The 18,766-nt window shown below is 68.6% G+C and carries 15 protein-coding genes; 10 read left to right on the forward strand and 5 right to left on the reverse strand.

Going from position 1 to position 18,766, the window contains the following annotated elements; all coding sequences use genetic code 11:
• Positions 1–67 precede the first annotated feature (67 nt).
• Entirely contained in the window at positions 68–271 is a 204-nt protein-coding gene (locus ACTZWU_RS10160) for a hypothetical protein (protein ID WP_444737245.1), read from the forward strand.
• A 168-nt stretch (positions 272–439) separates the two neighbouring features.
• Here the strand turns inward: ACTZWU_RS10160 and ACTZWU_RS10165 are convergent, their stop codons facing one another.
• The 4 genes from ACTZWU_RS10165 to ACTZWU_RS10180 all read right to left on the reverse strand — a co-directional run bounded on the left by ACTZWU_RS10165 (position 440) and on the right by ACTZWU_RS10180 (position 5,419).
• Entirely contained in the window at positions 440–1,090 is a 651-nt protein-coding gene (locus ACTZWU_RS10165; RefSeq protein WP_444737246.1) for a YjbF family lipoprotein, read from the reverse strand.
• Positions 1,087–3,267: a YjbH domain-containing protein gene (locus ACTZWU_RS10170; protein ID WP_444737247.1), complete on the reverse strand. Its 2,181-nt coding sequence runs from the start codon at positions 3,265–3,267 to the stop codon at positions 1,087–1,089. Before ACTZWU_RS10170 ends, ACTZWU_RS10165 begins: the two co-directional genes overlap by 4 nt.
• A gap of 121 nt (positions 3,268–3,388) precedes the next feature.
• On the reverse strand, positions 3,389–3,922 hold the full coding sequence (locus tag ACTZWU_RS10175) for a COG3650 family protein (RefSeq protein ID WP_444737248.1): 534 nt from the start codon (positions 3,920–3,922) through the stop codon (positions 3,389–3,391).
• A 114-nt stretch (positions 3,923–4,036) separates the two neighbouring features.
• Positions 4,037–5,419, reverse strand: a complete 1,383-nt coding sequence (locus tag ACTZWU_RS10180) for an L-serine ammonia-lyase (protein WP_444737249.1) — start codon at positions 5,417–5,419, stop codon at positions 4,037–4,039.
• Between the two features lie 268 nt (positions 5,420–5,687).
• Here ACTZWU_RS10180 and dusB point away from each other — a divergent pair, with 268 nt between their 5' ends.
• From dusB to hflX, 9 genes are all read left to right on the forward strand, one after another.
• A complete protein-coding gene (gene dusB / locus ACTZWU_RS10185) occupies positions 5,688–6,698 on the forward strand; it encodes a tRNA dihydrouridine synthase DusB (RefSeq protein WP_444737250.1) in 1,011 nt (336 codons plus the stop codon).
• Positions 6,695–7,810: a two-component system sensor histidine kinase NtrB gene (locus ACTZWU_RS10190; protein ID WP_444737251.1), complete on the forward strand. Its 1,116-nt coding sequence runs from the start codon at positions 6,695–6,697 to the stop codon at positions 7,808–7,810. The genes dusB and ACTZWU_RS10190 overlap by 4 nt, the downstream gene beginning before the upstream one ends.
• Before the next feature lie 11 nt (positions 7,811–7,821).
• The gene (locus ACTZWU_RS10195) at positions 7,822–9,276 is read left to right on the forward strand and encodes a response regulator (RefSeq protein WP_444737252.1); all 1,455 of its coding nucleotides are present in this window, start codon (positions 7,822–7,824) and stop codon (positions 9,274–9,276) included.
• Between the two features lie 85 nt (positions 9,277–9,361).
• Entirely contained in the window at positions 9,362–11,614 is a 2,253-nt protein-coding gene (locus ACTZWU_RS10200) for an ATP-binding protein (RefSeq protein ID WP_444737253.1), read from the forward strand.
• Positions 11,611–13,002, forward strand: a complete 1,392-nt coding sequence (gene ntrX / locus ACTZWU_RS10205) for a nitrogen assimilation response regulator NtrX (RefSeq protein WP_444737254.1) — start codon at positions 11,611–11,613, stop codon at positions 13,000–13,002. The genes ACTZWU_RS10200 and ntrX overlap by 4 nt, the downstream gene beginning before the upstream one ends.
• 95 nt (positions 13,003–13,097) lie before the next feature.
• Complete coding sequence (gene trkA, locus ACTZWU_RS10210; protein ID WP_444737255.1) at positions 13,098–14,474, forward strand: Trk system potassium transporter TrkA; 1,377 nt, start codon at positions 13,098–13,100, stop codon at positions 14,472–14,474.
• Positions 14,475–14,484: 10 nt separating this feature from the next.
• The gene (locus ACTZWU_RS10215) at positions 14,485–16,092 is read left to right on the forward strand and encodes a TrkH family potassium uptake protein (protein WP_444737256.1); all 1,608 of its coding nucleotides are present in this window, start codon (positions 14,485–14,487) and stop codon (positions 16,090–16,092) included.
• Positions 16,093–16,177: 85 nt separating this feature from the next.
• Positions 16,178–16,411, forward strand: coding sequence for an RNA chaperone Hfq (gene hfq / locus ACTZWU_RS10220; RefSeq protein ID WP_119885907.1), 234 nt, complete (start codon positions 16,178–16,180; stop codon positions 16,409–16,411).
• Positions 16,412–17,806 carry a GTPase HflX gene (hflX, locus tag ACTZWU_RS10225; RefSeq protein WP_444737257.1) on the forward strand — a complete coding sequence of 465 codons (1,395 nt, stop codon included), beginning with the start codon at positions 16,412–16,414 and terminating at the stop codon, positions 17,804–17,806.
• 31 nt (positions 17,807–17,837) lie between these two features.
• On the opposite strand, the gene ACTZWU_RS10230 is transcribed toward hflX, so the two are convergent.
• Positions 17,838–18,749, reverse strand: coding sequence for a carbohydrate kinase family protein (locus ACTZWU_RS10230; protein WP_444737258.1), 912 nt, complete (start codon positions 18,747–18,749; stop codon positions 17,838–17,840).
• Between the last annotated feature and the right edge of the window lie 17 nt (positions 18,750–18,766).

Below are 18,766 nucleotides of genomic sequence, written 5' to 3' on the forward strand. Positions count from 1 at the left end.
CGGGTTTATGTAAGTGTCGCCACGATGTTGCCGGTGACGGCAGCCTTCAATGAAACGGAGCATGATCATGACCAAATTCGCTACTATCGCTGCCGCACTGACCCTGTCGGCTACCTCGGCCGTTGCCGGTGGCTTCGTTGCCCCCGTCGTCGAAGTCGAGCCCGTCATCGTCGAAGAAAGCGCCGCCACCACCAACGCTGGCCTGGTCGTTCCGGCCCTGCTGCTGCTGGCCGTGGTCGCCGCCGTCGCTTCGGACAGCGACGACAGCTGATATCCAACAGGTCTTTCCAAGGCCTGTTGACAGGGGGGGCTGGCCCGTTCGGGTCGGCCCCTTTACTTTTGTCGCCCTCGCGGATGACGCACCGCCCGCCGCGACGCGGCAATGAAAAACGCCGGCCCCGCAAGGGTCCGGCGTTTTCCTGTTCCGCATGGCGCCCGGTCAGGGCCGCAGCGTGGCGATCGTCACATGGCCAAGCCCCGGCCCGACCCATTGCCGCGAAACGAGGATCTGCCCGCCTTCCACCGCATAGGTGTTCTGAAAGCGCGTGCCGTGGCCTTCGCAGGCCTCGATCATCAGCCCGGCCTGCGGGCCCTGCGTCACGGCGCAGGCGAATTGCAGCGGTCGTTCCAACCCGTCGCCCGACAGATAGCGCATGATGCGCGTGCCCTGACCGGCGCGGCCCGCGCGGATCAGGGCATCGGTGCCGGGTTCTGCGACGGACAGGTCGCGGCCCAGACCGCGCGTGCCGACCAGCATGCCGCCGCGCAGGATCACGGCCTCTTCCGAGGGGGTCATGTAGGTCCGCATGGCGCCGTTCTGGCCGACCATCGCCATGATCTGTGTCTGGCCCAGGCTTTCAAAACCCACCTGGATCAGCGGGCCGGGATTGACGCGCAGGGCCTCGGCGGCGCGGTCGGCATCGCTGCGGGCGGGTGCGGGTGCCTCGGGCGTGCCTTGGGCGCGGGCGATGCGTTCGGCTAGAACCGCCTGCGCGGTCCGGGTCACGACGCCCGGCCCTTCGTTTCCGCAGGCGGCCAGCGCGCCCAGCAGGGCAAGCGCGGTCAGAGCTTTCACCGGTTTCGAGATCATCGCCAGAAACTCCCCCAGCCTTGTTGCATCCTGACGCCGTGGCTGTCGCGCACCTTGTCATAGAGACGGTCGTTGACCTCGACCCGCGCGCCCCCGTCACGCGACAGCGAACGGATGCGGCTTTCGGCCCGTTCGCGCGTCGGCGTCCCGGTCGCCCAGGAAATCGGGATCGAGAAGGTCACACCCTTGTCGAAGCTGCCCTCGCCGAATTCCTCGGCCGACAGGTCGGTCTTGGTCGCATAGGCGCCGACCCGCCAGCCATTGGCGAATTCGCGCGTCAGCGTGAGGGTCGCGCCCCGGTCGCCCGCCAGATACTGGCCGACATCCAGCTGCGCGATGAAGCCCTGGCTGAACTCGTAATAGGCCGAGACATGACCCGTCGTCACCTCGTAATCGCGGAAATCGAACAGCGCGTCGAAATCGCGCTTGCGCACGCGGTTCACCTCGGCGCCGAAGGCCAGAGGCGAGTTGACGGGTTTCCAAAGAACCTCGGCCGAGGCGCCGCCATAAGCGCGTTCCAGCAGGCCAACGGTCACGCGGCTGTAGATCTGGTCCGAGGGCTTGGCGAACCAGGCCAGCGTCAGTTCCGGAATGATCGGGCTGGTATTGCCCGCATACATCCGCGTGTCCGACCGCACGCGCGGCACGCCTTCGGGCGTGGTTTCCAGCGAGGGATCGGCCAGGTATTCCTCGGGGGTGAAGCGGCGGCCGCGTTCGCCCGGAACGCCGGGGCCGCTTTGCTTGATGTCGCCAAAGGCGCGCTGGCGGATGGCGCCGGTGGCGATCAGTCCGGGCAGCAATTCATAGCTGGCCCGCGCCTCGGCGCCGAATTCGTAGCGCAGGGGTTCCTCGGGGTCGAAGAGGCCCAGATCGAAATAGGGCCCGATCCGCCAGCGGAAGCGCGGGAACAGGTCCTCGGTCTGGATCAGCCCGGCGGGACGGGGGGTGGCATCCGACAGGTCGGTCGCGGCGGCGATCTGGCCGACCTCGGTGTTTTCAAGCCGCTCGATATCGCTGCGGCGCAGGGTCACGGACGAGGTCGGCAGCCCGTCCGCAGATGAGGTGATCACAAAGGTCTCGACCGTGGCGGGCAGGGCGCGGCTCATCAGGCGCGCGGTGCGCCCGATCGCCTGCGGCTGCTGGTTGTAGCGGTTGTTGCGGATGCGCAGTTCCGCCCGCGTGGCCGACAGCGTCATCGATTCGAGGATCTGCCCCTCTTTCGCCAGCGCCTCGGCCAGGACCTTCTGAAGCACGGGGCGCGCGGTCGGGTCGCTGGCCCATTCGGGCGACCAGGCCTCGGGATCGGCGGCTTGGGCGGGGCGTGGGCGCACCGGGGCGGGGGCCTTTTCCAGCCCCGAGGGATAGGCCGCCTCGCGCGGGTTCAGCATCACCGTGAACTGTGCGCCGATGCTTTCATTGCCGATCGTGTAGAGGCCAAGCTGATAGTTCTGGCCCATCCGGTAGCTGGCGCCGAAATTGAGCCGCCCCGGCTCGGCATCGCCCTGCTGGAAGGCGTTACCGTCGCTGTAGCTGGCCCGATAGACGTCGTTGGAATACTCCGCCGTCAGCGTCAGGCGGTCGTTCACATCCCACGAGACCGAGCCGAAGGGCCGCGCATCGCCCCGGAACCAGTCGCCGGTATTGGCCGTGCCGCCCAGATCGCCCGCGTCGATCACGCGGGGACGTCCGGCCAGCGTACCCCAGCCCAGACCGATGCTGGCCCGGACCGTCGGCGTGACCTGCCGCGTCGCCACGATGTATTCGCCCGAATAGACGCCGGTGCCCAGAAAGTCCTGAAGCCCGATGGCGACGGCCGGACGCCAGCCCTGCTGGTCGAAAAGCTGGTAGCGCAGGTCGAAAGAGCGGTCCCATATGAAGCCGTCATTGCGGAAATCGTTGATCCCGTCCACGCGGGAATAGCGCAGATTCGCCGTCAGCTGCGGAAGAACCTGAAAGAACACGTTGTTGCGCAACGCATAATCCGAATAGGACACGGTCGCGCCAAAGCTGCCTTCGGGCAGGGTCTCGGCGGTGGGCGTGTCGATCCCGCCGGGCATGCCATAGGCCGACATGTTGCGCGCCAGCAGCGGATCGGCGGGCGCCGCGCCGGGTATCGTCAGCACCGCAAGGGGCAGGGTGGTGGCCAGCAGGTGGCGCATCAGGGGTGATCGGCGCATGGGCAGCATCCTCTTGGCGGGCTTGACGGCGTGTCGGCAGGTCAAAGGCAGGGTCGGTCTGTCGTGGCAGGGATCGTTCCGGCGCGCGACGCTATCCTGCGTGAAGCGCGCCGGGTCCGGCTCAGCTTGCCGGGGCGGCGGTCCCCGGCGCGGCGCATCCCATGCGGGTCTGGCCCTGCACGGTCAGCCGCGCGGCCATCGGAAAACGCTCGTCGGCCATGCTGTCCTGGCATTCGCCCGGACGCAGATTCAGCACGAAGGGCTGCCCGCCCAGCACGCCGATATATTCGACCCCGCCCGCGAAATTCAGGCGGCGCACCTCGATGGCGCGTCCCGACTGGTTGTCGGGGGTGCGATAGGTGGCTGTGTTGCCTGCGACCTGCACGTTCCAGAAGGGCTCGTTGCCGCGTGCCACGAAAGCCTCGGTGCGATAGGTCACGGGCTCGACCGTGGCGACGGGGCGCGCCTCGGCGCCGGTCTCGATGGGCTGGACCAGAGGCGATACGGCGGGCGGGCGCGGCCCTGCGGGCGTCTCGGGCTGCGGTTCGGCCTCGGCGCCAAGGCCGATATTGCGGCGCAGGTCGGTCATGGCCTCGCTGTCGCAGGCGGCAAGGGGCAGGGTCATCAGCGCGACAAGCGCGATACGCGGAAACATGGGCTTTGGCCTCTGACTGGCGACGGGATTGCTATTGCACAAGCGTTAGCAACCCCGGCCCGGCGCGGCAAGCAGGCAGGGGCGAATGGGCAGAACCCCGCCCGGCCCGGTGGATCAGCAATTCGGCACGTTCACAGCCAGCCCGCCAAGCGAGGTCTCCTTGTATTTGTCGGACATGTCGCGGCCGGTCTGGCGCATCGTCTCGATGGCGGCGTCCAGCGGCACGATATGGCTGCCGTCGCCGCGCAGGGCCAGACTGGCCGCGCTGACCGCCTTGATCGCGCCAAGGCCGTTCCTTTCGATGCAGGGAACTTGAACCAGGCCCTTCACCGGATCGCAGGTCATGCCCAGGTGATGCTCCAGCGCGATTTCGGCGGCGTTCTCGACCTGCCGCGGCGTGCCGCCCAGAACGGCGGCCAGCCCCGCGGCGGCCATCGCGCTGGCGCTGCCCACCTCGGCCTGACAGCCGCATTCCGCGCCCGAGATGCTGGCATTGTGCTTGATCAGCCCCCCGATCGCCGCCGCCGTCAGCAGGAAGTCGGGTAGCTGCCGCTCGGACGCGCCCGGCACATGGTCCAGCCAATAGCGGATCACGGCCGGCACCGTCCCCGCCGCGCCATTCGTGGGGGCGGTGACGACGCGGCCTCCGGCGGCGTTTTCCTCGTTCACGGCCATGGCATAGACGCTCATCCAGTCGTTGATGACATGGGGCGCGGTCATGTTCAGCCCGCGTTCCGCGATCAGCTTCTGGTGGATCGCGGCGGCGCGGCGGCCCACGTTCAGCCCGCCGGGCAGCACGCCTTCGGTCGCAAGGCCCCGGTCCATGCAGTCGCGCATGACGGACCAGATCCGCACCAGCCCCTCGCGCAGTTCGGCGGGGGCGCGAAAGCACAGCTCGTTTTTCTCTTTCATGCGGGCGATGGACTTGCCTGAGGCCTCGGCCATGGCCAGCATCTCGGCGGCGCTGGCAAAGGGGTAGGGCACCGAGACCGAGGCATCGCTGCGCGTCTCGCCCGCCCGCGCGGCCAGCTCCTCGGCGGTCAGGACGAAGCCGCCCCCGATCGAGTAATAGACCCGGTGCAGGATCACGTCGCCCTGCGCGTCGGTGGCCGAGATGGTCATGCCATTGGCATGGCCGGGCAGGGCGGTGTCATAGTCGAAGCGCAGGTCGCGGTCGGGGTCGAAGGCCAGCGGTGCAAGGCCGGGCGGTTGCAGTTGCTTGCTGGCGCGGTTCCGGGCCAGCGCGTCCTCGGCCTGATCGGGGTCCAGCGTGGCGGGATGGAACCCGGCCAGCCCCAGGATCGTGGCGCGATCGGTCGCGTGGCCCTTGCCGGTGAAGGCCAGACTGCCATGCAGGCTGGCGCGCAGCCCGTGCGCGCGAAAGGGCTGGGCGCGCAGGTCGTCCAGAAAGCGTGCGCCCGCCACCATCGGCCCCATCGTATGCGACGAGGACGGGCCGATGCCCGGCTTGAACAGATCAAAGACCGACAGGAACATGACGCACCTTCCAACTTGCATTCCGGCGCCCATCTAAGCAGGTGACGCCCTGGGCCGCCATGCCTGTCCGCACCGCATCACGCCCGCCCGCGCGCCGCCGGGTGAAGCGCGCGCGACGGTCGGCTCGGACCATGCTCCGCATCGCATGTGCTTATAATATGTGCGATGTGTTCAAATGAAAGGCAGAGGCATCGCGCCCGCGAATTGGGCAGCACGGGCGGGCATTGCCGCTCTTGCGGGCGTTGTGGCCCGGCGCGAAGGAGGAATCATGCACAAACCGCAACCGATCATCCTAGGCGATACGCAGCTTGGCCCGCCGGTGTTTCTTGCACCCATGGCGGGTATCACCGACCTGCCGTTTCGCCGCGCCGTTGCGCGCTTTGGCGCGGGGCTGATGGTCTCCGAGATGGTCGCTTCGTCCGAGATGGTGACGCCCCGCCCCTCGACCCGCGCGGCGGTGCGCGCCAAGGCCCTGACCGAGGGACGGCTGCCCGTCAGCGTCCAGATCGCGGGCCGCGAGGCCGGGGCGATGGCGGAAACCGCGCGCATCGTCGAAGGCATGGGCGCGCGGGTCATCGATATCAACATGGGCTGCCCCGCCAAGAAGGTCACGGGCGGGCTGTCGGGGGCCGCGCTCATGCGCGATCTGGATCACGCGTTGACGCTGGTCGATGCGGTGGTGGGCGCCGTCAGCGTGCCGGTCACGCTGAAGATGCGGCTGGGCTGGGACGATGACTGCCTGAACGCCGCCGATCTGGCGGCGCGGGCGCGCGATGCGGGCGTAGCGATGCTGACCGTGCATGGCCGAACGCGGGCGCAGTTCTACAAGGGTCAGGCGGATTGGGCCGCGATCCGTGCGGTGGCCGATCTGCCGGGGCGTCCGCCTCTGGTCGCGAATGGCGATGTGGTGGACGCGGCCAGCGCCCGTGCCGCGCTGGAGGCTTCCGGGGCCGATGCGGTGATGGTGGGGCGCGGGGCGCAGGGGCGGCCCTGGCTTCTGGCGCAGATCGCGCATGAGCTATGGGAGACGCCCGCGCCCGCGATCCCGCAGGGCGGGGCGCTGGCCGATCTGGTGGCCGCGCATTACGAGGATATCCTGGACTTCTACGGCACCGATCTGGGCCTGCGTGTCGCGCGAAAGCATCTGGGCTGGTATGCCGAGGCCGCCCGCGCCCCCCTGCGCGCCCAGCTGGTAAAGGCCGAGACCCCGGCCGCCACGCTGGACCTGATCGCGCGTGCCTTTGCCGAAGCCCCCCACCCCGCGCAGGAGGCCGCATGAGCCATTCCCGCCCCCGCGATTTCCTAGAGGCCGCGCCGGGGCCGGGCTGGGACAGCCTGCCCTTGCCCGCGCTGATCCTCGACGGCTGCGGGCGCATCGCCGCGATGAACGAGGCGGCGGAATTCTGGCTGAACCTGTCGCGCAACTCGACTCTGGGCAAGGCGCTGGAGGGCGACGAGATCGCCACGAGGCTGCGGATCGATCCCGCGCTTGCGCCGATGATCGCGCGCGTGAATGGCACGAACGAGACGGGCTATCACCCGTCGGTCGCCTTCGAGATCGGCGATCGGGCCGGCGGCCACATGACACGCCGCGCCTCGGTGCATCTTGGCCGCGGCGACGAGGCCGGGGGCGCGGTCAGCCTGCTGATCGTGCCGCAGGAAGTGGACGGCATCCATCAAAGCCGCAGCGTCCGCAGCGCTGCCCGCAGCGCCATCGGCATGGCCGAGATGCTGGCCCACGAGATCAAGAACCCTCTGGCCGGTATCCGGGGCGCGGCGCAGCTGATGGCCATGAACGCGCCGCCCGAAGACCGCGAAATGGCCGAGATGATCGTCAGCGAATCGCGCCGCATCGTGGCGCTGCTGGATCAGGTGGAACGCTTCGGCGACACCTCGCCGCCGCATCTGGCGCCGGTCAACATCCATGACGTGCTGGAACAGGTCCGCCGCTCGGCCCAGGTGGGCTTTGCGCAGGGCGTGCAGATCGTGACCGATTACGACCCCTCGCTGCCGATGGCGCTGGCGGATGCCGACCAGCTGATGCAGGTCTGCCTGAACCTCGTGAAGAACGCCGCCGAGGCGCTGGCGGGCAAGGCGGGCGGCACGATCCGGCTGCACAGCTTCTATGACCACACGCTGCGCCGTCCCCCCGACGATACCGACCCTGCGGGCCGCCCGCTGCCCCTGCAGATCGAGGTCGAGGATAACGGCCCCGGCTTTCCGCCCGCCATCGCCGATCAGGTCTTCGAGCCCTTCGTCTCGGGGCGCGAGAACGGCACCGGGCTGGGGCTGGCGCTGGTCAGCAAGATCATCACCGACCACGGCGCGCTGATCCGCGTGGACAGCCGCCCCGGCCGCACCGTCTTTCGACTTTCATTGCCCAAGGCATAAGGACCGACCCCATGGACGGAACCGTTCTGATCGCTGACGATGACCGCACCATCCGCACGGTGCTGACGCAGGCGCTGACGCGCGCGGGCTGTCGCGTCCATGCCACCGGCAGCCTGGCGCAATTGTCGAAATGGGTCGAGGAAGGGCGCGGCGATCTGGTCATCACCGATGTGATGATGCCCGACGGCAACGGCATCGACCGCATCCCCGAGATCCGCGAGATGCGCCCCGACCTGCCCGTCATCGTGATCTCGGCCCAGAACACCATCGTCACCGCGATCCGCGCGACCGAGGCCGAGGCCTTTGAATACCTGCCCAAGCCCTTTGACCTGCCTGACCTCATGTCCAAGGCCGGGCAGGCCCTGTCGCGCCGTCCGCGCAAGTCCGATCCGATCCCCGAGCCGCTGCCCGCCCCGCGCGACGCGGCCGATCCGGCCATGCCGCTGATCGGCCATGCCCCCGCGATGCAGGCGCTGTTCCGCATGGTCGCGCGGGTGCTGAACGCTGATCTGCCCGTCCTGATCGCGGGCGAGGCGGGCGTGGGCAAGACCACCATCGCGCGCAGCTTTCACGACCTGTCGGACCGGCGCGACAGGGGGTTGGCGGTCCTGACCTCGGCCGATTCCGGCGACGAGGCGATCGCGCGCGCCACCGACCGTGCGCGGGGCGGCACCATCGTGATCGAGAACCCCGCGGGCTTCGATTCGGCCGCCCAGGCCCGTCTGATCGGCATGATCGAAGCGATGGAAAGCGGCCCCGACCGCGCCAGCGCGCCCCGCATCGTCGCGACGACCGGCCCTGACCCTCAGGCCGATGTGGCGGCGGGGCGGCTGCGGTCTGACCTCTATTACCGGCTGGCCGGGGTGACGATCAGCGTGCCGCCTCTGCGGGCGCGGGTCGACGACATCCTGCCGCTGGCCTCGCATCTGCTGGCGCGTGCGGCCTCGCAGGGGTTGCCCGAACGCAGCCTGTCGGACGAGGCATCGGCCATGCTGCGCGCCCATCCCTTTCCCGGCAATGTGCGCGAGCTGGAGAACATGATGCGCCGCCTTGCGCTGACGGCGAACGGCCCGCAGATCAGCCCTTCCGAGATGCGCGAGGCGCTGAGCCAGCAGACTGGCGCCCGTATGGCGCCCGCGCCCTCCAGCATGGCGGCGCCGGTCGGTCATACCAGTTTCGAGCCCGAGCAGACCATCCCGATGCCTGCCGCCAATGCCCGCCTGTCGGATTCGGTCGAGGCGCATCTGCAACGCTATTTCGACCTGCATGGCGACGCGCTGCCGCCTCCGGGGCTGTATGACCGTATCCTGCGCGAGATCGAGCGCCCGCTGTTGCAGGTCGCGCTGGATGCGACGGGCGGAAACCAGCTGCGCTGCGCGGATCTGTTGGGCATCAACCGCAATACGCTGCGCAAGAAGCTGACTGAGCTGAATATCGAGGTGACACGGCGCCGCAAACTGATGTAAAACCGCCACAGGTCGCAGCGCATGGGTCACAACGACCCGCCGCGCCGCGTTGGAAAAGCCGCGACAGACGGCGGATGTGGGGGTCATGGCAGGGTCCGTATCAGGTCTCGGCTGGGACAATCTGGCTAGATTGCGCCTGCCGCGCGAATCCCGGAAGGTTCTGGGCTGGGTGATGCTGCTATCTGGGCTGGTCTTGGGCGGCGCGACCATCGCGATGCTCGGGCCTCTGGGGCGCGGGATGGACGGGCGGCTGATGCGGCTCGTGCTGCTTCTGGACTTGGCCTATCTGATCCTGCTGATCGGTTTCGTGATGGCACGGATGGCGCGGCTGATCCTGGCGCGGCGCACGAACGCGCCCGCCTCGCGGCTGCATGCGCGGCTGGTGGCGATCTTTGCGGGGCTGGCGCTGGTGCCCACCGTGCTGGTCGCGCTGTTCGCGGGCGTTCTGGTCAATATCGGCCTTGAAGGCTGGTTCTCCGAGCGGGTGCAGCAGGTCGTCACGACCTCGCAGGCCGCCGCCGAGGCCTATCAGGAGGAACACCGCCGCGACCTGTCCGAGGATGCGCGCGCTTTGGCCGGCATCCTGACACAGGCGGCCCGCGCCAATCCCCTGATCGAGGATGCCGAGATGCGGCAGCTTCTGGTCCAGGGGCAGGCGCTGATCCAGCGCGGCCTGCGCGAGGCCTATATCATCAGCGGCGCGGGCGAGATCCGGGCGCGGGGCGACCGCAGCTACCTGTTCTGGTACGAGGAACCCGCGACCGCTGAACTGGACGAGGCGCAGACCGAAGGGCTGGTCCTGATCGAGGATTGGGCGAACGACGAATTCCGCGCGCTGGTCGCGCTGCCGCCGCTGGCCGACCGGTATCTGTATGTCACGCGCGATGTCGATGGCAGCCTGCTGGGCCTTCTGGACGATACACGCGCAACGGTGGGCGATTACCGCGAGCTTGAGGAAATGCGCGCGCGGGTCCTGTTCGAATTCTCGCTGGTCTATCTGGGCTTCGCGCTTTTGCTGGTTTCCGCCGCGATCTGGCTGGGCCTGTGGTTCGCCAGCCGCCTGTCGCGGCCCATCGGCCTGCTGGCGCAGGCGACCGAGCGGGTGGGGCAGGGTGACCTTGAGGTGCAGGTCCCCGAGCCGCGCACCGGCGACGAGATCCAGACCCTCGGGCTGGCCTTCAACCGCATGACGCGCCAGCTCAAGGCGCAGCGCGATGAACTGGTCGAAAGCTACCGGCTGTCGGACGAACAGCGCCGTCTGTTCGACAATGTGCTGGGCTCGGTCACGTCGGGCGTGATCGGTCTGGATGCCGCCGGCGAGATCGACTTCGTCAACCGCTCGGCCAGCCGCCTTCTGGGTTTGGACCCCAAGCGCGACATCGACGCGCTGCTGCCCGAGGCCGTGCCGGAATTCGCGGCGCTTCTGGACCGGCTGTCGGCCTCGGTCGCGGAAACGGTGCAGGACGAGGTCCGGCTGACCCGTCAGGGCCGGATCGAAAGCCTGCTGGTCCGCATGGCGGTCCGGCGCGGCGGCGACGGCGCGCTTGAGGGCTACGTGGTCGCCTTCGACGACGTGACCGAACTGGTCAGCGCGCAGCGTATGGCGGCCTGGGGCGACGTGGCCCGCCGCGTCGCGCACGAGATCAAGAACCCGCTGACCCCGATCCAGCTTTCGGCCGAGCGCCTGCGCCGCAAGTTCGGCCCTATGGCGCCCGAGGGGGACCGCGCGGCGCTGGACCAGTATACCGACGTGATCATCCGTCAGACGAACGACCTGCGCCGCATCGTGGACGAATTCAGCCGCTTTGCCCGGATGCCCGAACCCGACCGCGCCGAGACCGACATCGCGGCCCTTCTGCGCGAGGTGACGCTGCTTCAGCAGGACGCGCTGCACGGCGCCTTGCAGGCCGACATCCCCGACGCCCCGGTGATCGTGGATGCCGATGCGGGGATGCTGCGGCAGGCGCTGACGAACCTTCTGAAGAACGCGGGCGAGGCGGTCGAGGAATGTCTGGACCGCCCCGGCTATGCGCCCCTGATCCGCGTCACGTTGGAGACCGCCCCCGAGGCCGTCTGCATCCGCATCATCGACAACGGCCCCGGCCTGCCCGCCGACCGCTCGCGCCTGTTCGAGCCCTATGTGACGCTGAAAAGCACCGGCACCGGGCTGGGCCTGCCCATCGTCAAGAAGATCGTCGAGGAACATGGCGGCAGCCTGTCCCTGACCGACGCGCCCGAGGGACCGGGCGCCATGGCTGAAATCCGGCTGCCGCGCGAACGCCACCCCGTCCGCGCGGCCAAGACCAAGAGCAGAGAGAAGGACGAGGCGACATCATGAGCGACATCCTGATCGTCGATGACGAACGCGACATCCGCGAACTGATCGCGGACATCCTCAGGGACGAGGGGTTCGAGACCCGGCTGGCCGCCAATTCCGACGAGGCTGTCGCCGCGCTGAACGACCGCGAACCGGCGCTGATGGTGCTGGACATCTGGCTCAAGGACAGCCGGATGGACGGGATCGACATCCTGAAACAGGTCAAGCGCAACAACCCCGCCGTGCCGGTCATCATCATCTCGGGGCATGGCAACATCGAGATCGCCGTGGCCGCGATCAAGCAGGGCGCCTATGACTTCATCGAAAAGCCCTTCAACATCGACCAGTTGATGGTCGTGGTGAACCGCGCGATGGAAGTGAGCCGCCTGCGCCGCGAGAACAGTTCCCTGCGCCGCGGCGGCGAGCGTCTGGCCGAGATGCTGGGCCATTCCGCCCCCTTCCGCCGGTTGCGCGATGCGCTGGACAAGGTCGCGCGCTCGAACGGGCGGGTGCTTCTGTCGGGCGAGCCCGGCACCGGCAAGGAGATGGCCGCCCGCTACATCCATGCGCACAGCCCGCGCGCGGATGCGCCCTTTGTCACCGTCCCCTGCGCCACGATCGAGCCCGAGCGGATGGAAGAGGTCCTGTTCGGCCGCGAATCCGCCGAACGCGGGATCGAGCCGGGGCTGCTGGAACAGGCCCATGGCGGGGTGATCTATTTCGACGAGGTGGGCGACATGCCCCTTGGCACCCAGCCCAAGATCCTGCGGGTGCTGACCGAACAGCAATTCGTCCGGGCGGGCGGCTCCGACAAGGTTCGCGTCGATCTGCGGGTCCTGTCCTCGACCAACCGCGACCTGATGGCGGAAATTGCCGCCGGGCGCTTCCGGCAGGAATTGTTCGACCGGCTGAACGTGGTGCCCATCGCGGTGCCGTCGCTCGCCGACCGGCGCGACGACATCGCGGCCCTTGCCCGCCATTTCATCGATCAGTTCCACGCGATGCAGGGCCTGACCCCGCGCGATCTGCCCGAGGATACCGTGGCGGCCCTGCAATCCATGCGCTGGCCGGGCAATATCCGCCAGCTTCGCAACGTGATCGAGCGCGTCCTGATCCTGGCCGAGGGGCCGGGCCCGATCCAGCCCTCGGAGCTGGAGCCGCAGGGCGCCACGCCCGACAACAGCGACGCGCTGAGCCTTGGCCCGCAAGTGACCGCGATGGCGCTGCGCGAGGCGCGCGAATTGTTCGAACGCGAATACCTCGTCGCCCAGATCAACCGCTTCGGCGGCAATATCAGCCGCACGGCGCAATTCGTGGGGATGGAGCGCAGCGCGCTGCATCGCAAGCTGAAATCCCTTGGCGTGGTGGGGGGGATGCGCAGCGACGAGGACATGATGATGGGCAAGTGACCGCGCTTGCGCCTTGCCCGCGCCCGGCATAGGCAGGGGGCTTGCAAGGCGCCGACCCGGAAGGGGGCGCGGTTCGGCCGACACGAGGGCAGTCGATGAAGATCATCATTTGCGGTGCCGGACAGGTCGGCTGGCAGATTGCGCGTCACCTTGCGGGCGAACGCAACGACGTGACCGTGATCGACCACAATGCCGATCTGATCCGCCGGGCGACCGACGCGCTGGACGTGCAGGGCGTCACGGGCTTTGCCAGCCACCCCGACGTGCTGGACCGCGCCGGCGCACGCGACGCCGACCTGATCATCGCCGCGACCCATTCGGACGAGGTGAACATGGTAACCTGCCAGGTCGCGCATTCGGTCTTTCAGGTGCCGCGCAAGATCGCGCGCCTGCGCTCGGGCGCCTATCTGGACGCGATCTATTCCGACCTCTACCGGACCGAGCACCTGCCCATCGACGTGGTCATCAGCCCCGAACGAGAGGTCGCCAAGGCCGCGCTGCAACGCCTGTCCGCGCCCTCGACCTTTGATGTCGAGACCTTCCTCAAGGGGCGCGTGCATCTGCTGGGGATCGACCTTGAACCCGATTGCCCGGCGCTGAACACGCCCCTGCGGCAATTGACCGAGCTGTTTTCAAGCCTGCGCGCCATCGTGGTGGGGGTGCGCCGCGAGGGACGGCTGTTCGCGCCCGAACCCGGCGACCAGCTTTTCGCGGGCGACCAGATCTATGTCTTTGCCCATGTCGATGACGTGGCCCGCACGCTGGACATCTTCGGCAAGCCGCCGCGCAAGCAGGAACGGCTGGTCATCATCGGCGCGGGCAATGTCGGGCTGGCCGTGGGCCGCGCGCTCGAGGCGCGGGCCGACCGCATCCGCGCCAAGCTGATCGAACGCGACCGCGCGCGCGCCGAATTCGCCGCCGACCGGCTGGAACGGACCATTGTGCTGAACGGCGACGGCCTGTCGGTCGAGCTGCTGGAGGAAGCCTCGGTTTCCTCAGCCGATGCGGTTCTGGCCGTGACGGACGACGACAAGACGAACATCCTGGCCTCGATCCGGGCCAAGCAGGCGGGCGCGCGCATGGCCATCGCGCTGGTCAACGATCCGACGCTGGTGCCGCTGATGGGCGCGCTGGACATCGACGCCTATATCAACCCGCGCGCCACGACCGTCTCGACCATCCTGCGCCATATCCGGCATGGCCGGGTGCGCGATCTCTACTCTATCGGCGATGCCGAGGCCGAGGTGATGGAGGCGCAGGTCCTGTCCACCAGCCCGATGGCGGGCCGCACGATCCGCGACATCGAATTTCCCGAGGGCGCGCTGATCGGCGCCGTCCAAAAGGGCGACCGGATCGTGATGCCCGCCGCCGATACCCGCATCGACGAGGGCGATCTGGTACTGATCTTCGCCCTGACCGCCGATGTCCCCGAGGTCGAGCGCCTGCTTCAGGTCTCGATCGACTTCTTCTGAGGCGCGGGGGATGCGCGCGATCCTGATGCGGCTGCCGCTTCTGGTGCTGGTCTGCGGCCTGTCGGCGCTGCTGATGTGGCTGCCTGCCGCCCAGGCTTCGGTCATGGGCCATGCGGCGATTGCCCGCAATTTCTTTTACGCCGGGCTGCTGATCCTGATCTTCTGCTTCCTGATCGGGCTGGCGACGCAAGGCAACCGCCGCGATGGCCGTTCGCGCACCATGCTCTTGAACATGCTGGCGGTCTTTGCCGGGCTTCCGCTGATCCTTGCGCTGCCCTTCGCCGAAAGCCTGCCCGATACCGGCTGGTTCAACGCCTGGTGGGAGATGGTCTCGGCGCTGACCACGACCGGGGCCTCGCTTTATTCCGCTGACCTGCTGGCGCCGCCCCTGCATTTGTGGCGGGCGCTGGTGGGCTGGATGGGCGGCTTCTTCGTGCTGGTCGCAGCCGTGGCGATCCTTGCACCGCTGCGTGTCGGCGGGTTCGAGATCATGACCAATCCGCAAGAGGGGCGCCGGCTTGCCGATACAGCCCCGGTGCGGGGCCGACCCGAGCGTGCGGGGCCGCAGATCGCCTCGGCGCCGGATGATCCGCTGCTGCGCGTCCTGCGCGCGGCCGAGGCCGTGCTGCCGCCCTATGCCGGGCTGACGCTGGCCCTGTGGGTCGGCCTGCTGCTGGCGGGCGATCCGTCCTTTCTGGCCTTGTGCCGGGCACTCGGCACGCTGTCCACGTCGGGGATCTCGCCGGTTCTGGGGCCCGCGGGCGGCGAGGCCGGTTTCGCGGGCGAGGCGCTGGTCTTTCTGTTCCTGCTGCCCGCCCTGTCGCGGCGCTTCTGGCCGGGCGGCGGCACGTTGCGCGCCAGCACGCGGCTGCGCGACGATCCCGAATTGCGTCTGGCGGCGGGGCTGGTCGCGGTGGTGACGGCGCTTCTGTTCCTGCGCCACTTCATCGGCGCGATCGAGGCGGGCCCTGACGGGCAGGAGCCGCTTGCCGGAATCGGGGCGGGTCTGCGCGCGCTCTGGGGCGTGGCATTCAACGCGCTCAGTTACCTGACCACGACGGGTTGGAACTCGAACGACTGGCAGGGTGCGCGGGCCTGGTCAGGGCTGACCGCGCCGGGGCTGATTCTGGCGGGGCTGGCAATGATGGGCGGGGGCGTGGCCACCACGGCGGGCGGCGTCAAGCTGTTGCGCGTCTATGCGCTGGCCCGGCACGGCGAACGCGAGATGCAGCGCATCATCCACCCCTCGGCCGTGGCGGGCGGCGGGCGGATCGCACGCCATCTGCGCCGCGAGGGGGCCTATCTGGCCTTCATCTTCTTCATGCTGTTCGCCATCTCGATCGCGGTGGTCGTGGCGCTGGTCTCGATCCAGGCGGTCGAGTTCGAGACCGCCACGATCCTGTCCATCGCGGCGCTGACGAATACCGGCCCGCTGGCGGGCGCGATCCCTCTGACCCCTGTTTTCGAGGGCAGCGCGGGCATCGCCTCGGCCCCGTGGGAGGGGTGGTCGGGCCTGCCCGACATGACCAAGGCGATCCTTGCCGCCGCCATGATCATCGGCCGGATCGAGACGCTGGCGATCCTCGCGCTGTTCTCGCCCGAATTCTGGCGCCGCTGACAGGCGGTCGCGCCGCCTTGCATGGCTGGGAACAACAGCTTAGACATCACGTTGACAGGGACAGAACAAGACGGACGGCAAAGCAATGGCTGGCGACAAGCAGAATCTGCAGGATGCATTCCTGAACCACGTCCGCAAGGCGAAGGTGCCGGTCACCATCTTCCTCATTAATGGCGTCAAGCTGCAGGGCGTCATCACCTGGTTCGACAATTTCTGCGTGCTTCTGCGCCGCGACGGTCAGTCGCAGCTGGTCTACAAGCACGCCATCAGCACGATCATGCCGGGCCAGCCCATCACGCTTTATGAAGGCGACGACTGATTGGCGGAACTGACGGAAACGGCGGCCCGACCGACGCGGGCCTATGTGATCCACCCCGACCTTGGCCGGGCACGCACCCAGAGGCGTGAACCCGAACATGCGCTGGCCGAGGCCGTGGCGCTGGCCCTGGCGCTGCCGGGGATCGAGATGGTCGGCTCAGAGGTCGCCAATCTGCGCGAGCCCAATCCCGGCAAGCTGTTCGGCAAGGGCAAGCTGGCCGAGATCAAGGAACGCTTGGACGCGCTCGAGGTCGAGCTTGTCCTGATCGACGGCCCGGTGACGCCCGTCCAGCAGCGCAACCTTGAAAAGGACTGGGGCGTCAAGCTTCTGGACCGGACCGGGCTGATCCTGGAAATCTTCGCCGACCGCGCCCGTACCCGCGAGGGCGTGTTGCAGGTCGAACTGGCCGCCTTGTCCTATCAGCGCACGCGGCTGGTCCGCGCCTGGACCCACCTGGAACGCCAGCGCGGCGGGCTTGGCTTCGTCGGCGGCCCCGGCGAGACGCAGATCGAGGCCGACCGCCGCGCTATCGACGAACAGATGACCCGCCTGCGCCGTCAGCTGGAACGCGTCGTCAAGACCCGCAGCCTGCATCGCGCGGCCCGCGCCAAGGTGCCTTATCCCATCGTGGCGCTGGTCGGCTACACGAACGCTGGCAAATCGACCCTGTTCAACCGCCTGACCGGGGCAGAGGTCTTTGCCAAGGACATGCTGTTTGCGACGCTGGACCCGACCATGCGCGCGATCCGGCTGCCGGACGTGGCGGGCGGCGGCTCGGGGCGCAAGATCATCCTGTCGGACACGGTGGGCTTCATCAGCGACCTGCCGACGGAACTGGTCGCCGCCTTCCGCGCCACGCTGGAAGAGGTGCTGGAGGCCGACCTGATCCTGCATGTCCGCGACATCAGCCACCCAGAGACCGAGGAACAGGCCGCCGACGTGGCCGAGATCCTGGACAATCTGGGCGTTGACGAAGACGTGGCCGCCATCGAGGTCTGGAACAAGATCGACGCGCTTGGCCCCGAGATCCGCGCCGCCCTGCGCCGCACCGATGCCCGGACCGAGGGCGTGCAGGCCGTCAGCGCCCTGTCGGGCGAGGGGCTGGACGACCTGATCGCCGCCATCGACCACGCGCTTGGCACGGTCCTGGATGACGAGCGCCTGCCCGAGACGCTGGTTCTGGACTTCGCCGATGGACGCGCCCGCGCCTGGCTGCACGAGGCGGGCGTGGTCGAACGCGAAGAAGCCGCCGAAGACGGGCTGCATCTGGACCTGCGCTGGACCGCGCGGCAGAAGGGCGCCTTTGCGGCCTTTACCGGCGCCGAGCGCGATGAGGTCGAAGACGACGACGAAGCGTCCGATCGCCGCCCCGGCGGCTGGCACCCCGCCGATTGAATGGGGCGCGTGCAACCGCGCCCCGCAACCCTCAGGCAGGCATCTCATGCGCCCAGGGCGGGTTCGCGCCGGGCCGCGAGACGGTGATCGCGGCCGCCTGCGCGCCAAGGGTCAGCGCCGCGCGGATCTGGTCGGGACCGATCGCCGCCAGCGCCTCTTTCGACAGCAATCCCTGCCGTTCCAGCGAGGCCAGCACGCCCGCGTTGAACGTGTCGCCCGCGCCGATCGTGTCGGCCACCTGCGTCCGCACGGCGGGGGCGTGGACGGTCTCGCCTGACCAGAGCGCGCGCGCCCCGGCCTCGCCGCCGGTCTGCAGGACCAGCTTCGGCCCCGAGGCCAGGATACGCCGCGCGCCATCCTCGGGCGAGAGGTCGGGATAGAGCCATTCCAGATCATCCGCTGACATCTTGACGATATCCGCCATCGGCAACAGCCGCGCCAGCCGCGCGCGATAGGCCTCGGCATCCTTGATGAAGAAGGGCCGGATATTGGGGTCGATCATCACCGGCAGGCGCGTGTGATGGGCCGCGATCAGCCCCTCGACCGTGCCGCCGCAAGGATCGGGAACAAGGCTGATCCCGCCCGCGAACAGCGCGCTGACGCTGTCGGGCAGCGGGGCGATATCCTCGGGGCGCAGCATCCGGCCCGCCGAGCCTTCGTCATAGAAGGAATAGCGCGCCTCGCCATTCGTCAGCGTCACCAGCGCCAGCGTGGTCAGCCGGTCGGTGCGCGGGCAGAGATCGGTGTTCACCCCCGCCTCGGCCAGTGGCGCCATGATCTGCGCGCCAAAGGGGTCGGTGCTGATCGGCCACAGGTAGCCGGTCTCAATCCCCAGCCGGCCAAGCGCAATGGCGGTGTTATAGACCGCACCCCCGGCCAGCGGACGAAAGACCCCGTCCTGCGGCACCATGTCGATCAGCGATTCGCCTGCACAAAGGATCATCCCGACGCCCCCTTTAC

It is taken from the genome of Paracoccus sp. NSM (assembly GCF_052379855.1).
GTDB lineage: Bacteria > Pseudomonadota > Alphaproteobacteria > Rhodobacterales > Rhodobacteraceae > Paracoccus.

Bases quoted from the DNA above. Each gene is read 5' to 3' on its own strand.
- ACTZWU_RS10215 (WP_444737256.1), top strand. From the start codon at position 14,485: ATGCGCGCGATCCTGATGCGGCTGCCGCTTCTGGTGCTGGTCTGCGGC.
- ACTZWU_RS10175 (WP_444737248.1), bottom strand. From the start codon at position 3,922: ATGTTTCCGCGTATCGCGCTTGTCGCGCTGATGACCCTGCCCCTTGCC.
- ACTZWU_RS10195 (WP_444737252.1), top strand. From the start codon at position 7,822: ATGGACGGAACCGTTCTGATCGCTGACGATGACCGCACCATCCGCACG.
- ntrX (WP_444737254.1), top strand. From the start codon at position 11,611: ATGAGCGACATCCTGATCGTCGATGACGAACGCGACATCCGCGAACTG.
- ACTZWU_RS10165 (WP_444737246.1), bottom strand. From the start codon at position 1,090: ATGATCTCGAAACCGGTGAAAGCTCTGACCGCGCTTGCCCTGCTGGGC.
- trkA (WP_444737255.1), top strand. From the start codon at position 13,098: ATGAAGATCATCATTTGCGGTGCCGGACAGGTCGGCTGGCAGATTGCG.
- ACTZWU_RS10160 (WP_444737245.1), top strand. From the start codon at position 68: ATGACCAAATTCGCTACTATCGCTGCCGCACTGACCCTGTCGGCTACC.
- ACTZWU_RS10200 (WP_444737253.1), top strand. From the start codon at position 9,362: ATGGCAGGGTCCGTATCAGGTCTCGGCTGGGACAATCTGGCTAGATTG.
- ACTZWU_RS10190 (WP_444737251.1), top strand. From the start codon at position 6,695: ATGAGCCATTCCCGCCCCCGCGATTTCCTAGAGGCCGCGCCGGGGCCG.
- hfq (WP_119885907.1), top strand. From the start codon at position 16,178: ATGGCTGGCGACAAGCAGAATCTGCAGGATGCATTCCTGAACCACGTC.
- ACTZWU_RS10170 (WP_444737247.1), bottom strand. From the start codon at position 3,267: ATGCGCCGATCACCCCTGATGCGCCACCTGCTGGCCACCACCCTGCCC.
- ACTZWU_RS10230 (WP_444737258.1), bottom strand. From the start codon at position 18,749: ATGATCCTTTGTGCAGGCGAATCGCTGATCGACATGGTGCCGCAGGAC.
- dusB (WP_444737250.1), top strand. From the start codon at position 5,688: ATGCACAAACCGCAACCGATCATCCTAGGCGATACGCAGCTTGGCCCG.
- ACTZWU_RS10180 (WP_444737249.1), bottom strand. From the start codon at position 5,419: ATGTTCCTGTCGGTCTTTGATCTGTTCAAGCCGGGCATCGGCCCGTCC.